Source organism: Peribacillus sp. N1 (assembly GCF_054600815.1).
Window position 1 is genome coordinate 189,610 of sequence record NZ_BAAHZO010000006.1, and the last position, 16,048, is coordinate 205,657.

At 41.7% G+C, this 16,048-nt stretch carries 17 protein-coding genes; all 17 read right to left on the bottom strand.

From position 1 onward, the window contains the following. Nucleotides 1-115 precede the first annotated feature (115 nt). Entirely contained in the window at nucleotides 116-2,884 is a 2,769-nt protein-coding gene (ileS, locus tag ACYP5M_RS21680; RefSeq protein WP_459735542.1) for an isoleucine--tRNA ligase, read from the bottom strand. Between the two features lie 394 nt (nucleotides 2,885-3,278). Continuing rightward, on the bottom strand, nucleotides 3,279-3,794 hold the full coding sequence (locus ACYP5M_RS21685) for a DivIVA domain-containing protein (protein WP_034313857.1): 516 nt from the start codon (nucleotides 3,792-3,794) through the stop codon (nucleotides 3,279-3,281). Nucleotides 3,795-3,879: 85 nt separating this feature from the next. Next, on the bottom strand, nucleotides 3,880-4,653 hold the full coding sequence (locus tag ACYP5M_RS21690) for a YlmH family RNA-binding protein (protein ID WP_101224592.1): 774 nt from the start codon (nucleotides 4,651-4,653) through the stop codon (nucleotides 3,880-3,882). Nucleotides 4,654-4,787: 134 nt separating this feature from the next. Beyond that, nucleotides 4,788-5,054 carry a YggT family protein gene (locus ACYP5M_RS21695; RefSeq protein ID WP_101224591.1) on the bottom strand — a complete coding sequence of 89 codons (267 nt, stop codon included), beginning with the start codon at nucleotides 5,052-5,054 and terminating at the stop codon, nucleotides 4,788-4,790. Between the two features lie 6 nt (nucleotides 5,055-5,060). After that, the gene (locus ACYP5M_RS21700) at nucleotides 5,061-5,525 is read right to left on the bottom strand and encodes a cell division protein SepF (protein ID WP_034313864.1); all 465 of its coding nucleotides are present in this window, start codon (nucleotides 5,523-5,525) and stop codon (nucleotides 5,061-5,063) included. Nucleotides 5,526-5,546: 21 nt separating this feature from the next. Then, nucleotides 5,547-6,218: a YggS family pyridoxal phosphate-dependent enzyme gene (locus ACYP5M_RS21705; RefSeq protein WP_434169046.1), complete on the bottom strand. Its 672-nt coding sequence runs from the start codon at nucleotides 6,216-6,218 to the stop codon at nucleotides 5,547-5,549. 2 nt (nucleotides 6,219-6,220) lie between these two features. After that, the gene (gene pgeF, locus ACYP5M_RS21710; RefSeq protein ID WP_230177547.1) at nucleotides 6,221-7,048 is read right to left on the bottom strand and encodes a peptidoglycan editing factor PgeF; all 828 of its coding nucleotides are present in this window, start codon (nucleotides 7,046-7,048) and stop codon (nucleotides 6,221-6,223) included. A gap of 54 nt (nucleotides 7,049-7,102) precedes the next feature. Then, the gene (locus ACYP5M_RS21715) at nucleotides 7,103-7,372 is read right to left on the bottom strand and encodes a YlmC/YmxH family sporulation protein (protein ID WP_101224588.1); all 270 of its coding nucleotides are present in this window, start codon (nucleotides 7,370-7,372) and stop codon (nucleotides 7,103-7,105) included. A 220-nt stretch (nucleotides 7,373-7,592) separates the two neighbouring features. After that, nucleotides 7,593-8,372, bottom strand: a complete 780-nt coding sequence (sigG, locus tag ACYP5M_RS21720; protein WP_034313871.1) for an RNA polymerase sporulation sigma factor SigG — start codon at nucleotides 8,370-8,372, stop codon at nucleotides 7,593-7,595. A 151-nt stretch (nucleotides 8,373-8,523) separates the two neighbouring features. Beyond that, nucleotides 8,524-9,243, bottom strand: a complete 720-nt coding sequence (sigE, locus tag ACYP5M_RS21725; RefSeq protein ID WP_034313874.1) for an RNA polymerase sporulation sigma factor SigE — start codon at nucleotides 9,241-9,243, stop codon at nucleotides 8,524-8,526. Nucleotides 9,244-9,301: 58 nt separating this feature from the next. Next, a complete protein-coding gene (gene spoIIGA / locus ACYP5M_RS21730; RefSeq protein WP_101224587.1) occupies nucleotides 9,302-10,228 on the bottom strand; it encodes a sigma-E processing peptidase SpoIIGA in 927 nt (308 codons plus the stop codon). Nucleotides 10,229-10,676: 448 nt separating this feature from the next. After that, nucleotides 10,677-11,837: a cell division protein FtsZ gene (gene ftsZ / locus ACYP5M_RS21735; protein ID WP_230177549.1), complete on the bottom strand. Its 1,161-nt coding sequence runs from the start codon at nucleotides 11,835-11,837 to the stop codon at nucleotides 10,677-10,679. Nucleotides 11,838-11,881: 44 nt separating this feature from the next. Next, nucleotides 11,882-13,180 carry a cell division protein FtsA gene (ftsA, locus tag ACYP5M_RS21740; protein WP_137018792.1) on the bottom strand — a complete coding sequence of 433 codons (1,299 nt, stop codon included), beginning with the start codon at nucleotides 13,178-13,180 and terminating at the stop codon, nucleotides 11,882-11,884. A 255-nt stretch (nucleotides 13,181-13,435) separates the two neighbouring features. Then, nucleotides 13,436-13,801: a small basic family protein gene (locus ACYP5M_RS21745; protein ID WP_137018793.1), complete on the bottom strand. Its 366-nt coding sequence runs from the start codon at nucleotides 13,799-13,801 to the stop codon at nucleotides 13,436-13,438. Continuing rightward, nucleotides 13,801-14,511, bottom strand: a complete 711-nt coding sequence (locus ACYP5M_RS21750) for a DUF881 domain-containing protein (protein WP_459735510.1) — start codon at nucleotides 14,509-14,511, stop codon at nucleotides 13,801-13,803. Before ACYP5M_RS21750 ends, ACYP5M_RS21745 begins: the two co-directional genes overlap by 1 nt. 42 nt (nucleotides 14,512-14,553) lie before the next feature. Then, entirely contained in the window at nucleotides 14,554-15,246 is a 693-nt protein-coding gene (locus ACYP5M_RS21755; protein ID WP_459735511.1) for a DUF881 domain-containing protein, read from the bottom strand. Beyond that, nucleotides 15,233-16,015, bottom strand: coding sequence for a cell division protein FtsQ/DivIB (locus ACYP5M_RS21760; protein ID WP_434169042.1), 783 nt, complete (start codon nucleotides 16,013-16,015; stop codon nucleotides 15,233-15,235). Before ACYP5M_RS21760 ends, ACYP5M_RS21755 begins: the two co-directional genes overlap by 14 nt. Between the last annotated feature and the right edge of the window lie 33 nt (nucleotides 16,016-16,048).

Below are 16,048 nucleotides of genomic sequence, written 5' to 3' on the forward strand. Positions count from 1 at the left end.
ATCTGCTGTCGGTACCTGAAGAATATAGTGCAGATTGAATAAAGGCAATTCCCTATGGAGGTTAAACACAAAAAAGCCGGTCCCTTCATGAAGGGACCGGCTTTCCTTTTTTGAATTATTGATTCACGTAATGCTCTTTCACGACTGTAGCACAACGCGGGCAAAGTGTCGGATGTTCTTCCACTTGACCTACTTCCTTCGAAACATTCCAGCAACGTTCACACGTTTCACCTTCTGCTTTTGTAACAAGGATCGCTATATCCTCAAGTTTAACCGCTTCTGCCGGGGCACTTGCCACATCACCAGCGATTTCGAATTCGGATACGATGAATAGCTGTTCAAAGCTTTCCTTGATGCCATCAAGCAGATTCTTCGTTTCTTCATTAACATAGACCATCACTTTAGCGTTCAGTGATTTTCCGATGACCTTCTGGTTACGGGCTTCTTCTAATGCTTTAAGTACATTATCACGGACATCCATGAACGCCGTCCATTTTTCTTCAATGACTTCAGCATCATCAATTGAAATTTCTTCAGGCATCAATGTCAGCTGTACACTTTCTTCCGTTACACCCGGAATGAACGCCCATACTTCATCAGCTGTATGCGAAAGGATCGGTGACACCAATTTCGTTAAGCTGACCAATGATTCGTAAAGGACCGTTTGAATGGCCAAACGCTCTTTACCATTTGGTGCTTCACAATAAAGAATGTCTTTTGCATAATCAAGGTAGAATGAACTTAAATCCTGTGTACAGAAATTATTGACCATATTATAAATTGTAGCAAACTCATAATTTTCATAACTTAACTTCGACTGTTTGATCAGTTTATTCAATTTAACCAGCATGTATCGATCGACTTCAGGCAATTCTTGAACTGCCACTTTATCGGTTTTTGGATTGAATCCATCCAAGTTCCCTAACAGGAAGCGGAATGTATTACGGATTTTACGGTAAACTTCCGAAACTTGTTTTAAAATAGGATCGGAAACCCTGACATCCGATTGGTAATCCACCGAAGCTACCCAAAGGCGTAAGATATCTGCTCCAAGTTGGTTCATGACCTTTGATGGCAGCACAACGTTCCCAATTGACTTACTCATTTTACGGCCTTCTCCATCCAATGCGAAACCGTGGCTAAGTACGCCTTTATATGGCGCTTTGCCTGTAACCGCAACACTTGTTGAAAGTGATGAGTTAAACCAGCCGCGATATTGATCGGAACCTTCTAAATAAAGGTCAGCAGGACGCTGCAAGTCATCTCTTTCTTCAAGTACCGCTTGATGGGAAGAACCGGAATCGAACCATACGTCCATGATATCCGTTTCTTTCGTGAAAATACCATTCGGGCTGCCTCCATGTGTATAGCCTTCAGGCAGAAGTTCTTTCGCTTCACGCTCAAACCAGATGTTTGAACCGTGTTCGCGGAATAGGTTTGAAATATGGTCGATGGTTTCATCCGTAATGATCGGCTCGCCATTTTCTGCATAAAACACTGGAATTGGCACGCCCCAAGCGCGTTGGCGGGAAATACACCAATCCCCGCGGTCACGAACCATATTGAATAGGCGCGTTTCGCCCCAAGCCGGTACCCATTTGGTTTCTTCAATCGCTTCCAGAAGCTCACTGCGGAAGTCTTTGATTGAAGCGAACCATTGTGCTGTTGCACGGAAGATCGTCGGCTTCTTCGTCCGCCAGTCATGTGGGTAAGAGTGCGTAATGAACGTCAAGTTCAATAACGCGCCTGCTTCAGTTAATTTTTCGGTAATTGGTTTATTCGCTTGATCATAAAATAATCCGGCAAATTCCCCTGCCTCTTCCGTCATGACTCCTTTTTCATCTACAGGACAAAGTACGTCCAAGCCATATTTTTGCCCAATGATAAAGTCATCTTCACCATGGCCAGGCGCCGTATGAACACAGCCCGTTCCAGCTTCAGTCGTTACGTGCTCACCTAACATCACTAAAGATTCGCGGTCATAAAGAGGATGTTTGGCAACAGCGCGGTCCAACTCGCTACCTTTTACCGTTTTTTCGATAGACGGGTTTTCCCAGCCTAATGTTTCCGTTACCGATTCAAGCAGTGCCTCAGCAAGTAAGAATTTTTCATTTTCGACAGCCACTACTACGTAATTTAATTGCGGATGCAATGAGATACCAAGATTGGCAGGAATCGTCCATGGAGTTGTCGTCCAGATGATGATTTTGACGCCTTCATCGATTACACCTTTGCCATCTGTGACTTCAAAAGCAACATAGATCGACGCAGAGCGCTTGTCTTGATATTCAATTTCAGCTTCGGCTAGCGCTGATTCACTTGAAGGGGACCAGTAAACAGGTTTTTTCCCTTTATAAATGTAGCCCTTTTTCGCCATTTCACCGAATACCTTGATTTGCTGCGCTTCATATTCAGGCTTTAATGTGATATAAGGATTATCCCAATCACCACGGACCCCTATTCTCTTAAACTGCTCACGTTGATTGTCAATCTGACCATAAGCATACTCTTCACAAAGCTTTCTGAATTCGGCAACGCTCATCTCTTTCCGTTTCACGCCTTTTTTCGTCAATGCCGTTTCGATTGGAAGACCATGCGTATCCCAGCCAGGTACATATGGTGCTTGAAAACCGCTCATCGATTTAAATCGGACAATGAAATCCTTTAAAACCTTATTCATTGCATGGCCCATATGGATATCGCCATTGGCATATGGAGGTCCATCATGCAAAATGAATAAAGGACGTCCTTCCGTTTGTTCTTGCACTTTTTTATAGATGTTCATTTCTTTCCATTTTTCTTGGATTTCCGGTTCACGTTTCGGTAAATTCCCCCGCATTGGAAATTCAGTTTTAGGCATCAATAAGGTATCTTTGTATTCCATCATAAAATCCTCCATCCGTCTTTTAAAAAAATTCATTCGAACCGATGACTTGATATCCGGCCAAAATAAAAAGCCCTCTCATCCCTGAAAAAGGGACGAGAAAGCTTTGCTTCCCGCGGTACCACCCTGGCTAGAAAGATCCACATAGTGAATCCAACCTCTCGAGCATTCGTAACGTGAATGAAACGCTTCATTTACTTGCTGCCTAGGCAGTTTCAACTCAGAACTCAAGGGTGATCTTCAATATCTTCGCTTATTCCGGGCTTTCACCATCCCCGGTTCGCTAAAAATAAGTGTGTGAAGAATTTACTTTCCCTGTCATCGTCTAATTTCATAATGAATAGTATTGTTAAAAAATTATATGCGAAAAAAGTGTTCAAAGTCAAGGAATCGTTTAAATTTCCTCTTCCACTCTCTCATTTAATTCTATTTCAGTCGCATCCACTTCATAATCCAGAAGATGATCCCAATCGTCATTATCCAGCAAATCCAGCTGTGCACCGACAAGCATTTTGAAACGTGTCCGGAATACTTTGGATTGCTTTTTCAAATCCTCAATATCCATCGCTATTTTCCTTGCTTTCACAAGTGACTCATTGACGATCCTGTCAGCATTTTTCTCTGCTTCCTTTATGATCAGTTTCGCTTCTTTTTGGGCATTGCGCCTTAATTCTTCGGCTGCTTCCTGAGCGACAATAATCGACTTGTTAAGTGTACCCTCAATTGTCGTAAAATGTCCCAAACGATCAAAAGTCTCGTTCAGTTTATCTTCAAGTTCTTTCTTCTCCCTCAAAATCAGTTCATAATCTTTAATGACCTGGTCGAGAAATTCATTTACTTCATCTTCATCATACCCACGAAATACTTTGTTAAATTCCTTGTTATGTATATCTATCGGGGTTAAGGGCATTACGGCACCTCCAGAACGGTTTCTACTCTAGTATGTTAAAACTCTATATTCGACAATAAATTTATAAATCCTGCTTTTTATTGAATTATTTTTGTCTGCCTAACGAGATTCTCCACTTATCCTTCTTGGTTTTCCCATCGATTGAAGCTATTTTACACCTGCCAAAACCTCTGATGGAAAGTGTGTCACCTTCACGGCATTCTTCCGAAACGTTTTCCGTTTGCTTGAAATTCACCTTTACTTTTCCTGACGTTATCAAGGCCTGCGTCTTTTGACGGGACATATTCAGGACGGACGATAGCACACTGTCAAGTCTAAGGGAACTGACGGTGGTTACTTGCTCTTCCCATTTTTCCTTAACTTGAACGATATTCTCGATTGGAAGCCGTTTGATGGAAACGGAAGCGTTACCTATTTTCTCAAGATTTCCAGTGAGATATGAATCCATCTCTTCGGCAGCTATAAATTGAATATGCTCCTCCGTCACTATTATATCACCAAATTTTTCACGCTTTACCCCAAGTGACATCAAGGTTCCAAGTATTTGCCTATGTTCAAGCGTTACAAATTTTTTTGGATAGGAGATATCGTATAAGGAGATATTGAAATCCGATGGATCAGGAGAGTAATAATCAGGATAGATAAGCACACGTTTTCGCTCTACGAAATCGCTTCCGCCATTGAATTGCAGTTTCACATCCGGATCATTCCCAATTAAGGAAGTAAGGATTTCCTGCTGACGCGGATCAAGAAAATCAGATAGTTTCGGAGCGTAGGAATTTTTAACCTGATCAATCCAATTCATAGCCTGGTCAATAAAATCTTTTTCCTCCGGCCTGAAATGCTGATAAATACTCATGATTGAATAAATGCTCCTTAGTTATCAAATTAATGGTCGATCATAAGGAATGAATTAAATTCATTCTGCGTTGCTACTACACAGCGGAGGATCTTCCGACTGTGTAGTAAGATGCATGTCAGGTTAATTGTCGATCATCCTATCAAAGTCTGTAAGTAATAGATCCCATAACCGCTGGCAAAATTAAGAACCAGCAAGGCCACAAGTGGTGAAAGATCAATCATGCCAAGCGTCGGAATGAACTTTCTGAACGGTTCTAAATATGGTTCGCAAATCTTTTCCAGAAATTGACCAATCGACGTCTCCCTTGCATTGGGGAACCATGACATCAATATGTAAACGATTAATGCCATTGAATAAATTTCAATTAAATAATATAAACCCTGAAGCACTAAACCCATTAACCATTACCACCTCGCTTCTTCGTACTCCTCTTCGGCGGCGAAGCCGGTAATATTACCGGAAACATCGACGTTGTCCGGGGTACATAAGAATATATCTGTTCCGATTTTTTGGATATCCCCGCTGATTGCATAGACAGTCCCACTTAGAAAATCGATGATTCGCTTTCCTTGGTCATGCTGGATTCGTTGAAGGTTCACGACTACAGCGCGCCTGTTTTTTAAATGGTCAGCTACCTCCTGGGCTTCTGCATAAGCACGAGGCTCCAATAATACTACTTTAGAAGATTTCTGTACGCTTTGCAAACTTACGATATTCTGATTTGTATTATTCCCTGCAGAAGCTGACTGCTGCTGTTTAGCTGACTTCACGACTTTTGGTTCAGCCTCCTCTTCTTCCACTACTTCATCCCTGTACTCATACTCATCATCCAGCGCGAAATAAGATTTAAATTTTGATACGAACGACATCTATTGCGTACCTCCTTAAAATTATTCGCCTACAAGTGCTGTACCAATCCTGATCATTGTAGCGCCTTCTTCAATGGCAATCATGAAATCATTGGACATTCCCATGGACAATTCAGTGCAGGGGGCATGCTTCAACGCTAAATTTTGTATTTCAACCTGGATGCCCTTCAGTTTCCGGAAGCATTCCCGCAAAACCTGTTCATCATCGGTCAATGGAGCCATCGTCATCAATCCTGCAACATTCACCTTATCAAAGTCGGATAACCCTTTTATGAAATCCATTGTCGCGTCAGGATCCAGACCATGTTTTGATTCCTCACCAGAAACATTCACCTGCACTAAACAGTTTATCGGCTCTTTTGCGCGCTTTTGAATTTCTTCTGCCAAAGAAATGCGATCCAATGAATGGATATACGAAATTTTATCGATGACATTCTTTACTTTGCGTGTTTGCATGGAACCAATATAATGCCAGGTGGGCTTGTCCTTGAGCACTTCATATTTAGTCAAAAGCCCTTCGTCACGGTTTTCACCCAAATCGAGTATTCCCGCTTCCAAAGCTTCATTCGCTCTATCGACCGAAACATATTTCGTTACTGCGATCAACTTTATCGCTTCGCGGTCCCTTCCACTATTTTCACATGCTCTATTTATTTTTTCTTCGATGTTTTTTAAATTGTCCACTACTTTCACTATTACTCTAAATCCTCCTTCCAACCGATAAAGCTCATCAATCTGCCTGTCTTCCCGTTATCACGGCGATGTGAAAAAAACAATTCATGATCACAGCTTGTACAGTATGATGTAACGTCGATCTGACTTTTTGGAATTCCTGATTTTTGAAGAATCAATGCATTAAGTTGCTTAAGGTCTAACTGATATTGTCCTTCACTGATTAAATTATAGGGCTTTTCGTCAATATCTACCAGCAAATTCTGCACTAAATCCATGACATAATCATCAACTACATAGCATTTCGAACAAATCGACGGTCCAATAACAGCAAATATCTCACTTGCTTTTATACCCTCACTAAGCCAAGCCTCAACCATTTTTCGTGCAATTCCATTAACGGTACCCTTCCAGCCAGCATGTGCCACCCCAATCATACCATGTGCCGGAGCAAGAAAGTATAAGGGCACGCAGTCTGCATAGCATAGGGTCAATAGAGCGTTTTGGTCCTTCGTATAGAAGCCGTCAGTCGCTTTAAAGGCAGAATCATAATCCATAGCACCTCTCCCGCCATCACGGCTGGTAACTTGACGGATTTTCGTTTCATGTGTCTGCTCGGCACCTATCCATTCATTAAGCGGAAACATCAGCTTATCGGCTATGATCCTGCGGTTTCCCTGGACATCTTCAAGTTTATCACCGACATGAAAACCGGTATTCAATGTTTGAAAATCACCTGTACTGACTCCCCCATTTTTTGTGGTGAAGCCCGCTACGAGCTGGAGATTTTTTTGTCTCCAGCTGTCAATGAGCATATATTGATCTTTTATTAAAACAAATGGCTCTTTCATGCTATAAACCTCTTTATTTTTAGTCTAGTGTATCATATATTTGCGCCATGCACCTTAAAACCGTTCATCTTTCAGTTCTGCTTGAAATACCGTCTGATGTTCAACAAGTATGACATCTGCACCGATTTTTTTTATTTTGCGCCACGGAATCACAATATCCTGATCCCTGCCAAAAAAACCCATCAATCTGGTTCCATTCGAAACGACGATGGCCTCTATTTTCCCCGTGGCCGTATTGATTTCAAGATCTGACATATTACCTAATTTCTTACCATCCGCTATATTGACGATATCCTTAATTTGAAATTCGGAAATCCTGGTCACATCACTCAGCTCCTCAAAATTTCATCATAGATGAAGGTCCTATTCCTATGTATATGACATGATGCGCTCAAGGATGAAGAATACGATAAATAAACGTCCATTCGATTCACGGAAGGGCTTTTCTACAAAATAAAAAAGCCGCTATGGATAAGTAGCTGATAAGCGGGTATCGACATTTTTGCCCTACCCGCTTCAGCTAACTACTTCTCATGCTCAGCTTCTACTGTTGGATATTTTTATTCATTTGCTTGATTGCCGCTTTTTCCAATCGGGAGACCTGTGCTTGTGAAATGCCGATTTCCTCGGCTACCTCCATTTGCGTCTTCCCTTGGAAAAACCGTTTACGAAGGATCATTTTTTCCCGGTCATTCAACCGCCTCATGCCTTCATTTATAGCTATTTCATCAATCCAGGTACTATCTTTATTTTTTTCATCACTCAGTTGGTCGAGTACATAAATCGGATCCCCGCCATCATTATAAATCGGTTCAAAAAGTGAAACTGGATCTTGTATAGCATCTAGTGCAAAAACAATTTCTTCATGAGGTACTTCCAACACCTTGGCGATTTCTTCAGCTGTCGGCTCACGAAGGGTCTGGCTTATGAGCTTCTCTTTTACCTGCAAAGCTTTGTAAGCGATGTCTCTTAAAGAACGGGATACCCGAATTGGATTATTGTCACGAAGATATCTTCTGATTTCTCCAATAATCATCGGTACAGCATACGTTGAAAACTTAACATTTTGACCTAGGTCAAAGTTATCTATCGACTTCATCAACCCTATACAGCCTACCTGAAATAGATCATCTACATACTCTCCCCGATTGTTGAAGCGTTGAATTACGCTTAGAACGAGTCGAAGATTCCCGTTTACCAGTTTCTCTCTTGCTGAAATATCGCCATCTTGCAGTTCTTTAAAGAGTTTTCTCATTTCTTCATTCTTTAAAACCGGTAATTTTGATGTATCCACACCGCAGATTTCAACCTTATTACGAGACAAAATTATTCCCTCCTCACAGGAGCGCTGTACAAAAAACAGTATCTCCGCGGGAGGAAAAAATATGCACATGGCTAGAACAGAAATCCGCCATTATTTTTCAATATAGCTACCAAAGTATTGATTTGATTGACATTTAAGCAAAATTATTTTTTTACACCATTTTATTAAATTCTTTACGAAGCCTCTTAATAATCCTTTTTTCCAAACGCGAAATGTAAGATTGGGAAATCCCCAGCATGTCGGCAACGTCCTTTTGGGTTTTTTCTTCTCCGCCCGCAAGTCCAAAACGGAGTTCCATTATTTGTTTTTCACGTTCGGATAACTGTGTAAGTGCTTTTGTCAGCAGCTTACGGTCAACGTTTGCCTCAAGATCTTTCGTGATAATGTCATCGTCCGTTCCAAGTACATCGGATAACAGAAGTTCATTACCATCCCAATCAATATTCAGAGGTTCATCAAAAGAAACCTCAGAACGGATTTTGTTATTTCTGCGTAAATACATTAATATTTCATTCTCGATGCATCTCGAAGCATATGTAGCCAGTTTTATTTTCTTCTCAGGATTGAATGTATTCACAGCTTTGATTAAACCTATGGTACCAATGCTGATTAAATCTTCAATATTGATGCCGGTGTTTTCGAATTTCCTGGCAATATAAACCACCAGCCTTAAATTACGTTCAATCAAGATCGAGCGTGCAGCTTCATCGCCATTGGGTAATTTATTGATCAGTATTGCCTCTTCTTCCTTTGAAAGGGGAGGCGGCAGTGCCTCACTCCCTCCTATATAAAATATTTCGTCCGTTTTCAATCCGAGCTTGAACAATAGTTTGTACCAAAAATAAGTGAGCCGAAGAATGAATTTCTTCAAAATAATTCTCCCTTCTAATAAACGGATTATGGGTCAAATTTAAGAGTGAATCGATGGTTCAGGAGGCATTTTGCACCGGTATCCCGGTTAACATTTTCGGGTGAACGATAGATTGATAGCTATTGTCTGGAGAGAGTTGCTGAAAGGTAAACGAAACGAGACCCTGCTTGACGTGAAATTCCTTTTCTCCTTGAACGATTTTGATGTAATCCGGTTTGATTGCGGTTAACAGCTGATGTTCATGACCCACGACTTTATAAGGGATGACACGCATTCTTCCTGTCCATGAATATTCGGGCTGCTCTTCCTGACTAATCAGGTTATCAGGGTTTTTAAAAAGCTCCAGCATATCGTCCGGAATTCCTGCTTCCCCGCCAGAAAGAGAGATGATCATTACTGGGGAACGTGTAATCGGGTCATATAGTTGATTGCCGCTATCCACCAATCCATGAAATTTTCCTTCGAAGTCAGAAATTTTAACCGAGACCGAAACCATTTGTTCATGTGTAAGTTTTGTCATCTCCATTCCTTCAAGTGTTCGCTTGGAAAATTGCCATGCGAGCGGGAACCCGATCATTACGAATATCCAGCTGACAGGATCCCCAAAACGGTTGATTCCTGCATATTGACCAGGGTCCTTTGACACGATTTGGAATTCAAATAGGTAATGTAGTCCCAGAAGGATTCCTCCCGATAAAAACGTCACGAAATATAAAGTGGCCACCGATTTCATGAAAAGTTTTAACCTATTAAACCCAAAGGTTGCCAGCACCATGACCAGGGATACTAAAATCTTCATATACACTCGGTCGGCAATTGCATAAAAAGGAGTGAATGCCAATACGATAATGAAGGAACCAATCAGCCCGCCGATGCATACCCGCCAAAGAGCTACCCTTCGTTTGAGAATAATTGCGGTCCAATATAAAAGGAGGCAGTCAAATAACCAATTCAACAACCAGATCACATCTAAATATAAAGTCAAAAACCCTCCCCTCCTTTTATGAACTAACCTTCCACTAGCAAAAAGTATAGCGTACCTGCCCTTAGAAAGTGTGTCACTTTTTGTACTGAAAACTTAAGAGTTTTTCAGTCATTTTTACCCTTTTTGTAGAAAAACAGCTATTGATATTTTCATTACAGTCATGGAGACTATCCTGCTCCCTTTTACTTCTGTCGATTTATGTTATAAAAGTTTAATAATTTATTGCTCTCATCTTTTTGGATTCCTTCTGCCAAGGCGATCCGTCAGATACCGCTGAGTGACATGCAGGCAAGAACAAAGATACTATTATGCAGATTGCGCCCTGCACTTCGGTCAGAGTGATAAAGCTGAAGAATGCCCCCATTATGATTGGACACTACTGCTTTTAAGGAATTCATTTAAACGACAAAAAACCGTCCCCAAATGGGGACGGCATGTGACGTCGATATTAACGGCGTCTATTACGGTTACGGAGGAATGTTGGAATATCCAAGGCCTCATCACCTTGATTTGCATTACGTGCAGGCTGTTCATTGACTTCTTCCCTTTTCACTTCCCGCTTCACGTTTTGCTGTGGCGTTTGTTGTTGTGTCTGAGGTCTTGATTGCTGCTGTTGTCCGAGTGTTGGACGTCCAGTAGGCCGTATTGAAGCTTCAACCTCGTTAAAGCCTGTTGCAATTACCGTAACGACGATTTCATCTTTTAAGTTTTCATTGATAACCGAACCAAAGATCATGTTTACGTCTTGATCGGATGCAGTAGCCACGATATCGGCCGCTTCCTGGACTTCAAATAGACTTAGGTTCGTACCACCGGTAATATTCATCAGTACGCCTTGGGCACCATCAATGGATGTTTCAAGCAACGGACTGGAAATGGCTTTTTTCGCCGCTTCCGCCGCACGGTTTTCCCCTGAGGAGATCCCGATTCCCATAAGTGCGGAACCTTTGTTGGACATGATGGTCTTCACATCGGCAAAGTCCAAGTTAATTAGACCTGGAACAGCAATTAGATCTGAAATCCCTTGTACACCTTGACGAAGCACATTATCTGCTTCACGGAATGCTTCAAGCATTGGCGTGCTTTTATCGACGATTTCAAGGAGGCGGTCGTTTGGAATAACGATCAGTGTGTCAACCGATTCCTTCATGGATGAAATGCCGCCTTGTGCCTGTGTTGCACGTTTTCGGCCTTCGAAGGTAAATGGACGCGTAACTACGCCCACTGTAAGTGCTCCTAGATCTTTAGCAATGCCCGCTATGACAGGAGCAGCCCCCGTTCCCGTACCGCCGCCCATTCCAGCCGTTACGAATACCATATCGGCACCTTTAAGCGCTTCTTCGATCTGCTCTTTGCTTTCTTCTGCAGCTTTTTTTCCTACCTCGGGATTGGCACCTGCACCCAAACCGCGTGTAAGCTTTCCACCGATTTGCATTTTGATTTCTGCTTTTGATAGATTAAGAGCCTGTGCATCAGTATTGACAGAAATAAACTCAACACCCTGTACTCCATGCTCGATCATTCTGTTTACCGCATTGTTTCCGCCGCCGCCAACACCTATTACTTTTATCGTTGCTAATTGTTCTAGATTAGAATCAAACTCCAACATGACAATCCTCCTATTTTGACGAAATTCCCGATTCTTAATGATTGTTATTCAAAAAAGTAACCTAGGATTTTTTTGAATTTAGATTCACCTTTTTCACCTTGTTTTTTAGCCGTGTTCTCTTTGTTTTTCTGAGAAACCTTCTGGCTGCGCTGGTCGTTATCTTCTTGTGCTTGTCCAGCTGCTACAGGAGTTTTATTAGCGGTGTTTTTTTGCATTCTCTCTTTCTTGCATGCGTGTTTAATCAAACCAACAGCTGTCGTGTATTGAGGTTCCCTGACACCGATGTAATTCGGTTCAGCTGTCCTTACGCGGTTTTGGAACACATATTGAGCAAGCTCCAGGACTCCCGGCATCTTGACGACGCCCCCGGTCAACACGAAACCACCCGGTATATCCTGGAAGCCAAGTCTCCTCAAATCATCTTGAATCAACTCGAATATTTCGGTCACCCGCGCTTCAATGATATCCGAAAGCATTAACTGGTTACAGGTCTGCTGCTGATCGCTGCCGATGATCGGTATTTGGAATACTTCATCTTCAGACGCGTCATCATAAAAGGCATGTCCATGCTTCACTTTTATTTTCTCAGCTTCTTCCATCGTCGTCCTTAGAACGATGGAAAGATCCTTCGTAAGTGTTTCCCCGCCTATAGGTATCACAGACGTATATTGTAAATAGCCTTGTTCGAAAATTGCCAGAGTCGTGGAACCTCCGCCAATATCGACAAGTGCCACACCAAGTTCTTTTTCATCCTTGGATAATACAAGGGAACCTGCGGCTAAAGGCTGAAGGGCGATATCGGTTATTTCTAACCCTGCCCTTTCCACACAGCGCAGCGTATTATGTAAAATTGTCCGAAGACCTGTGATTAATATCCCTCTCATTTCCAACCGGACACCTATCATGCCCCTTGGATCACTGATTTCATCAAGTTCATCAACTTTGTAATGGATCGGCACCACGTCGATGATTTCCCTGTCGGATGGTATCGTTATTAACTCCGCGGCTTCCCTGACACGGAAAACGTCATGCTCGGTAATCTCTTTATTGTCACTGGATACCGCTACTACCCCATGACACGGCTGAAGCGTCACATGATTTCCGCTTATGCCGACGATTACCTTTTTTATCTCCATCCCTATCATCCGTTCTGCTTGCTCTATAGCCTTTTGAATGGATTGGACGGTTTCATCTATGCCGACGATCGAACCCTTTTTGAGCCCCTCTGATTTAACATTTCCCACGCCGATTATATTTAATGTGTCATTGACCATTTCCCCAATGATAACTTTTACACTGGATGTACCGATGTCAAGACTTACGTATATTTCGTTGCTGTTCATTCCATGGCACCTCCTTCAGTTTTATACATGTATTAGTAGAATAACATTTTTATATCGAAGACTTATACATTATAGAATAACAGAACTGATTACAACAACTGACGAATTACATAGATAAGCGTTTCATTTTGTATTTCCCGAACAAAACTCGTACTTTATGGTGCATATTGTTCGCTTCTCTACGAGACTGATTTACTAAAAAAACTAGATACTGCCATAAACTATTCGTCATTTATAACTTAATTCCCTTTAAAATTATCGATTTTTTTTCTGCTTTTTCCGGGAAATGGACCATTTTTCAATCAGGATCCTTCTAATCAGGGCAATATTTTGAAACAACCTTACGCCGAACACAAAGATTGCGGCTAAATATAAGTCTACACCAAGATGTACACCTAGAAAAGCCAAACCTGCGGCTAAAACAATATTAAAGAAGAATCCCGTTACAAATACTACTTCATCATAAAGATTTTGCAAATGAGCCCGTATTCCCCCAAATAAGGTATCAAAAGCAGCAAGCACGGCTATGGAGAGATAATTTGAATATTCATGGGGAATATCAAAATCCACCAAAAAACCAAGCGTGATCCCAATCAATAGTCCGAAAACCGGAAGCCACATTACGATTCCCCCCCATCCATAATGGGTTCCATGTGTTTTACATCAATATCATTTTGGTAGGCCGGCAATGTCAAACCACCGGTAGGCACCTTAATCTGCACTTCAAAATTATCTATAAAGAAATCATCCATAAGTTCGGAACCTTCTATGCGCTGCTTCAGTTTCATTGGATTAACGGTTATTGCCTGCAGTTCGACCGGGTAATGAACAAGAGGATATCCGTCCATTTTCGGCTGCCCATTAATATCACGAATAACCGATGTTGATATATACCTTTGTCCTGAAATGGAAATTTCGTCAGCGCCATACCTATACATTTCATTAATGAGCCGAATGATCAATACAGGTGAAATATACTCGACCTTCTCACCAAGAAGGATATCCTCTTTGATAGGCTGTATGGAAATGATGACCCCTTTACCTTTTATTTCCTTCAAACCTGCGTCAGTCTTTAATTCGATCAGGGTGTCACGCAATACTTCTTCTTTACTCTCATTTTTCTTTGTTTCATAGGATGCTATTTTTCCCTCAAGCTCACTGATACCCTCTATTAACTCCGCCTGGGTCTGCTGTTCTTTCAATAAATCATTTTTCAGCTCCCACATATCCCTTGTATCGGATATGACAGGCTGATTCACCAAATTGAATTGAATAGCGAGCATGAAGCCGGCAATCAATGTAACCAAACTAAAAGAAAGCTTTTTATTCATTTCCAGTTTCTCACCAATCTTTCATCGAATCCGGCGGTCTGATCACCCTCCAATAATTGGATCAAAAATGATATTCTTTTGCTTTTCGACTGTAAAGATAATATTGTCATTAACCAGCTGTTCCTTGATGCCACCGGGCAGGTCTAGTGAAGCAGCCAGGACATCCGGGTCCCCTATCGCAGATATGATGAAGGGAGCAGGATGCTGATGGCCATCGATTGTAATCACTGGCCCATTACAGATTATGTATGAATCATGATTTAACCTTTGACCGTTAATCGCAACTGCCTCTGCACCTGATATGTATAGTTCATTGACGACCTTGAAGACATGCTGTTCATGAACGAGGTAGTTATTAACATTGGCTTCCGACTCCATATCTGTACCATCTTCAAGCGTCACCTGAAGGCCTGATCCTTTCACCTTCACTTTTCCGAGAAACATCCGGTATTTTTCCGTTTCCTTTGCCAAATTGAAAAAAAGCTGCTTTTCCTGAGCTAGGTCTTTTTCTATTTGGGATACATTTTCTTGCTTCTGGAGGAGTTCCTTCTGAAGTTCGCGGTTCTGCTTCTCTTGTTCGATCAGCTGCTGCCTGAGCTCATATTCCTGGTCCCAGTCTTTGTCCTTCCCTACACCTTCACCTTCTTTGGTCAGATTGTAAGAGAAGGCAATCATGAATCCGAGAACCATGCAAACCAGGGGCAAAACCACCCGTTTGCCATTAATTTTCCTCATTGGTGTCTTCCTTTTGTTCAGCGTCTTCATATGCTTTAAAATAAGAACCCACTTCCAGATCGATGACTCCCTTTACCTCTGGATCCAACTGGCTGACTATCGATGGATAGTGAATCATTTTCTCGTATAAAGTACGGCTTGTCGCACTTACTTCAAACCCATCGTTCATATACATGACGATATGATAGTCATCGGTTTTGGTTGGAGAATAATGAATTTCTGAAATGGCATTCTGAATCTCGACAGGAAGCTTGTCCAGCTCTTCTAAAAGCAACTTTAATGCTTTACCCTCTTTGAAACCAATTAAAACAGGGGCAAATACTGGAATTTCGCCTGTTGCTAGCTCCTCTAAAACGGACCCGTTTTCCAAAATGGGTGCAAACTTCCCATTATTGGACAGATATGCCATCCTGTTATGTTCCGAAACCGTGATTTTAATGGAATTGGGAAATACCGGAGTCACCTTAACGCTTTTTATTTCTTGATTTTTTTTGATATTGGCTGCTGTTGCCCCTGTATCAACCTTCCAGATGCTTCGATCCTTCTTCACCTTACTCAATTTAATGATCTGTTTGGAAGTAATATAACGATTCCCCTCTACCTGCACGGATTTCACATAGCTCAACGGGGATAAGAAATATAGCACACAAGCAACCAGAATGAAGAAAAGGGAAAGCAAAAGAACAAGCCGCCTGTTTGCTTTGCTTTTTCTTAATTGTTTTAATTTCGGGATGCGGTCCTCAATGGAAACGATTTTCCCCTTTTCCATCCCCTTCACCTCTTCCTGAAAAAATGGATGGTT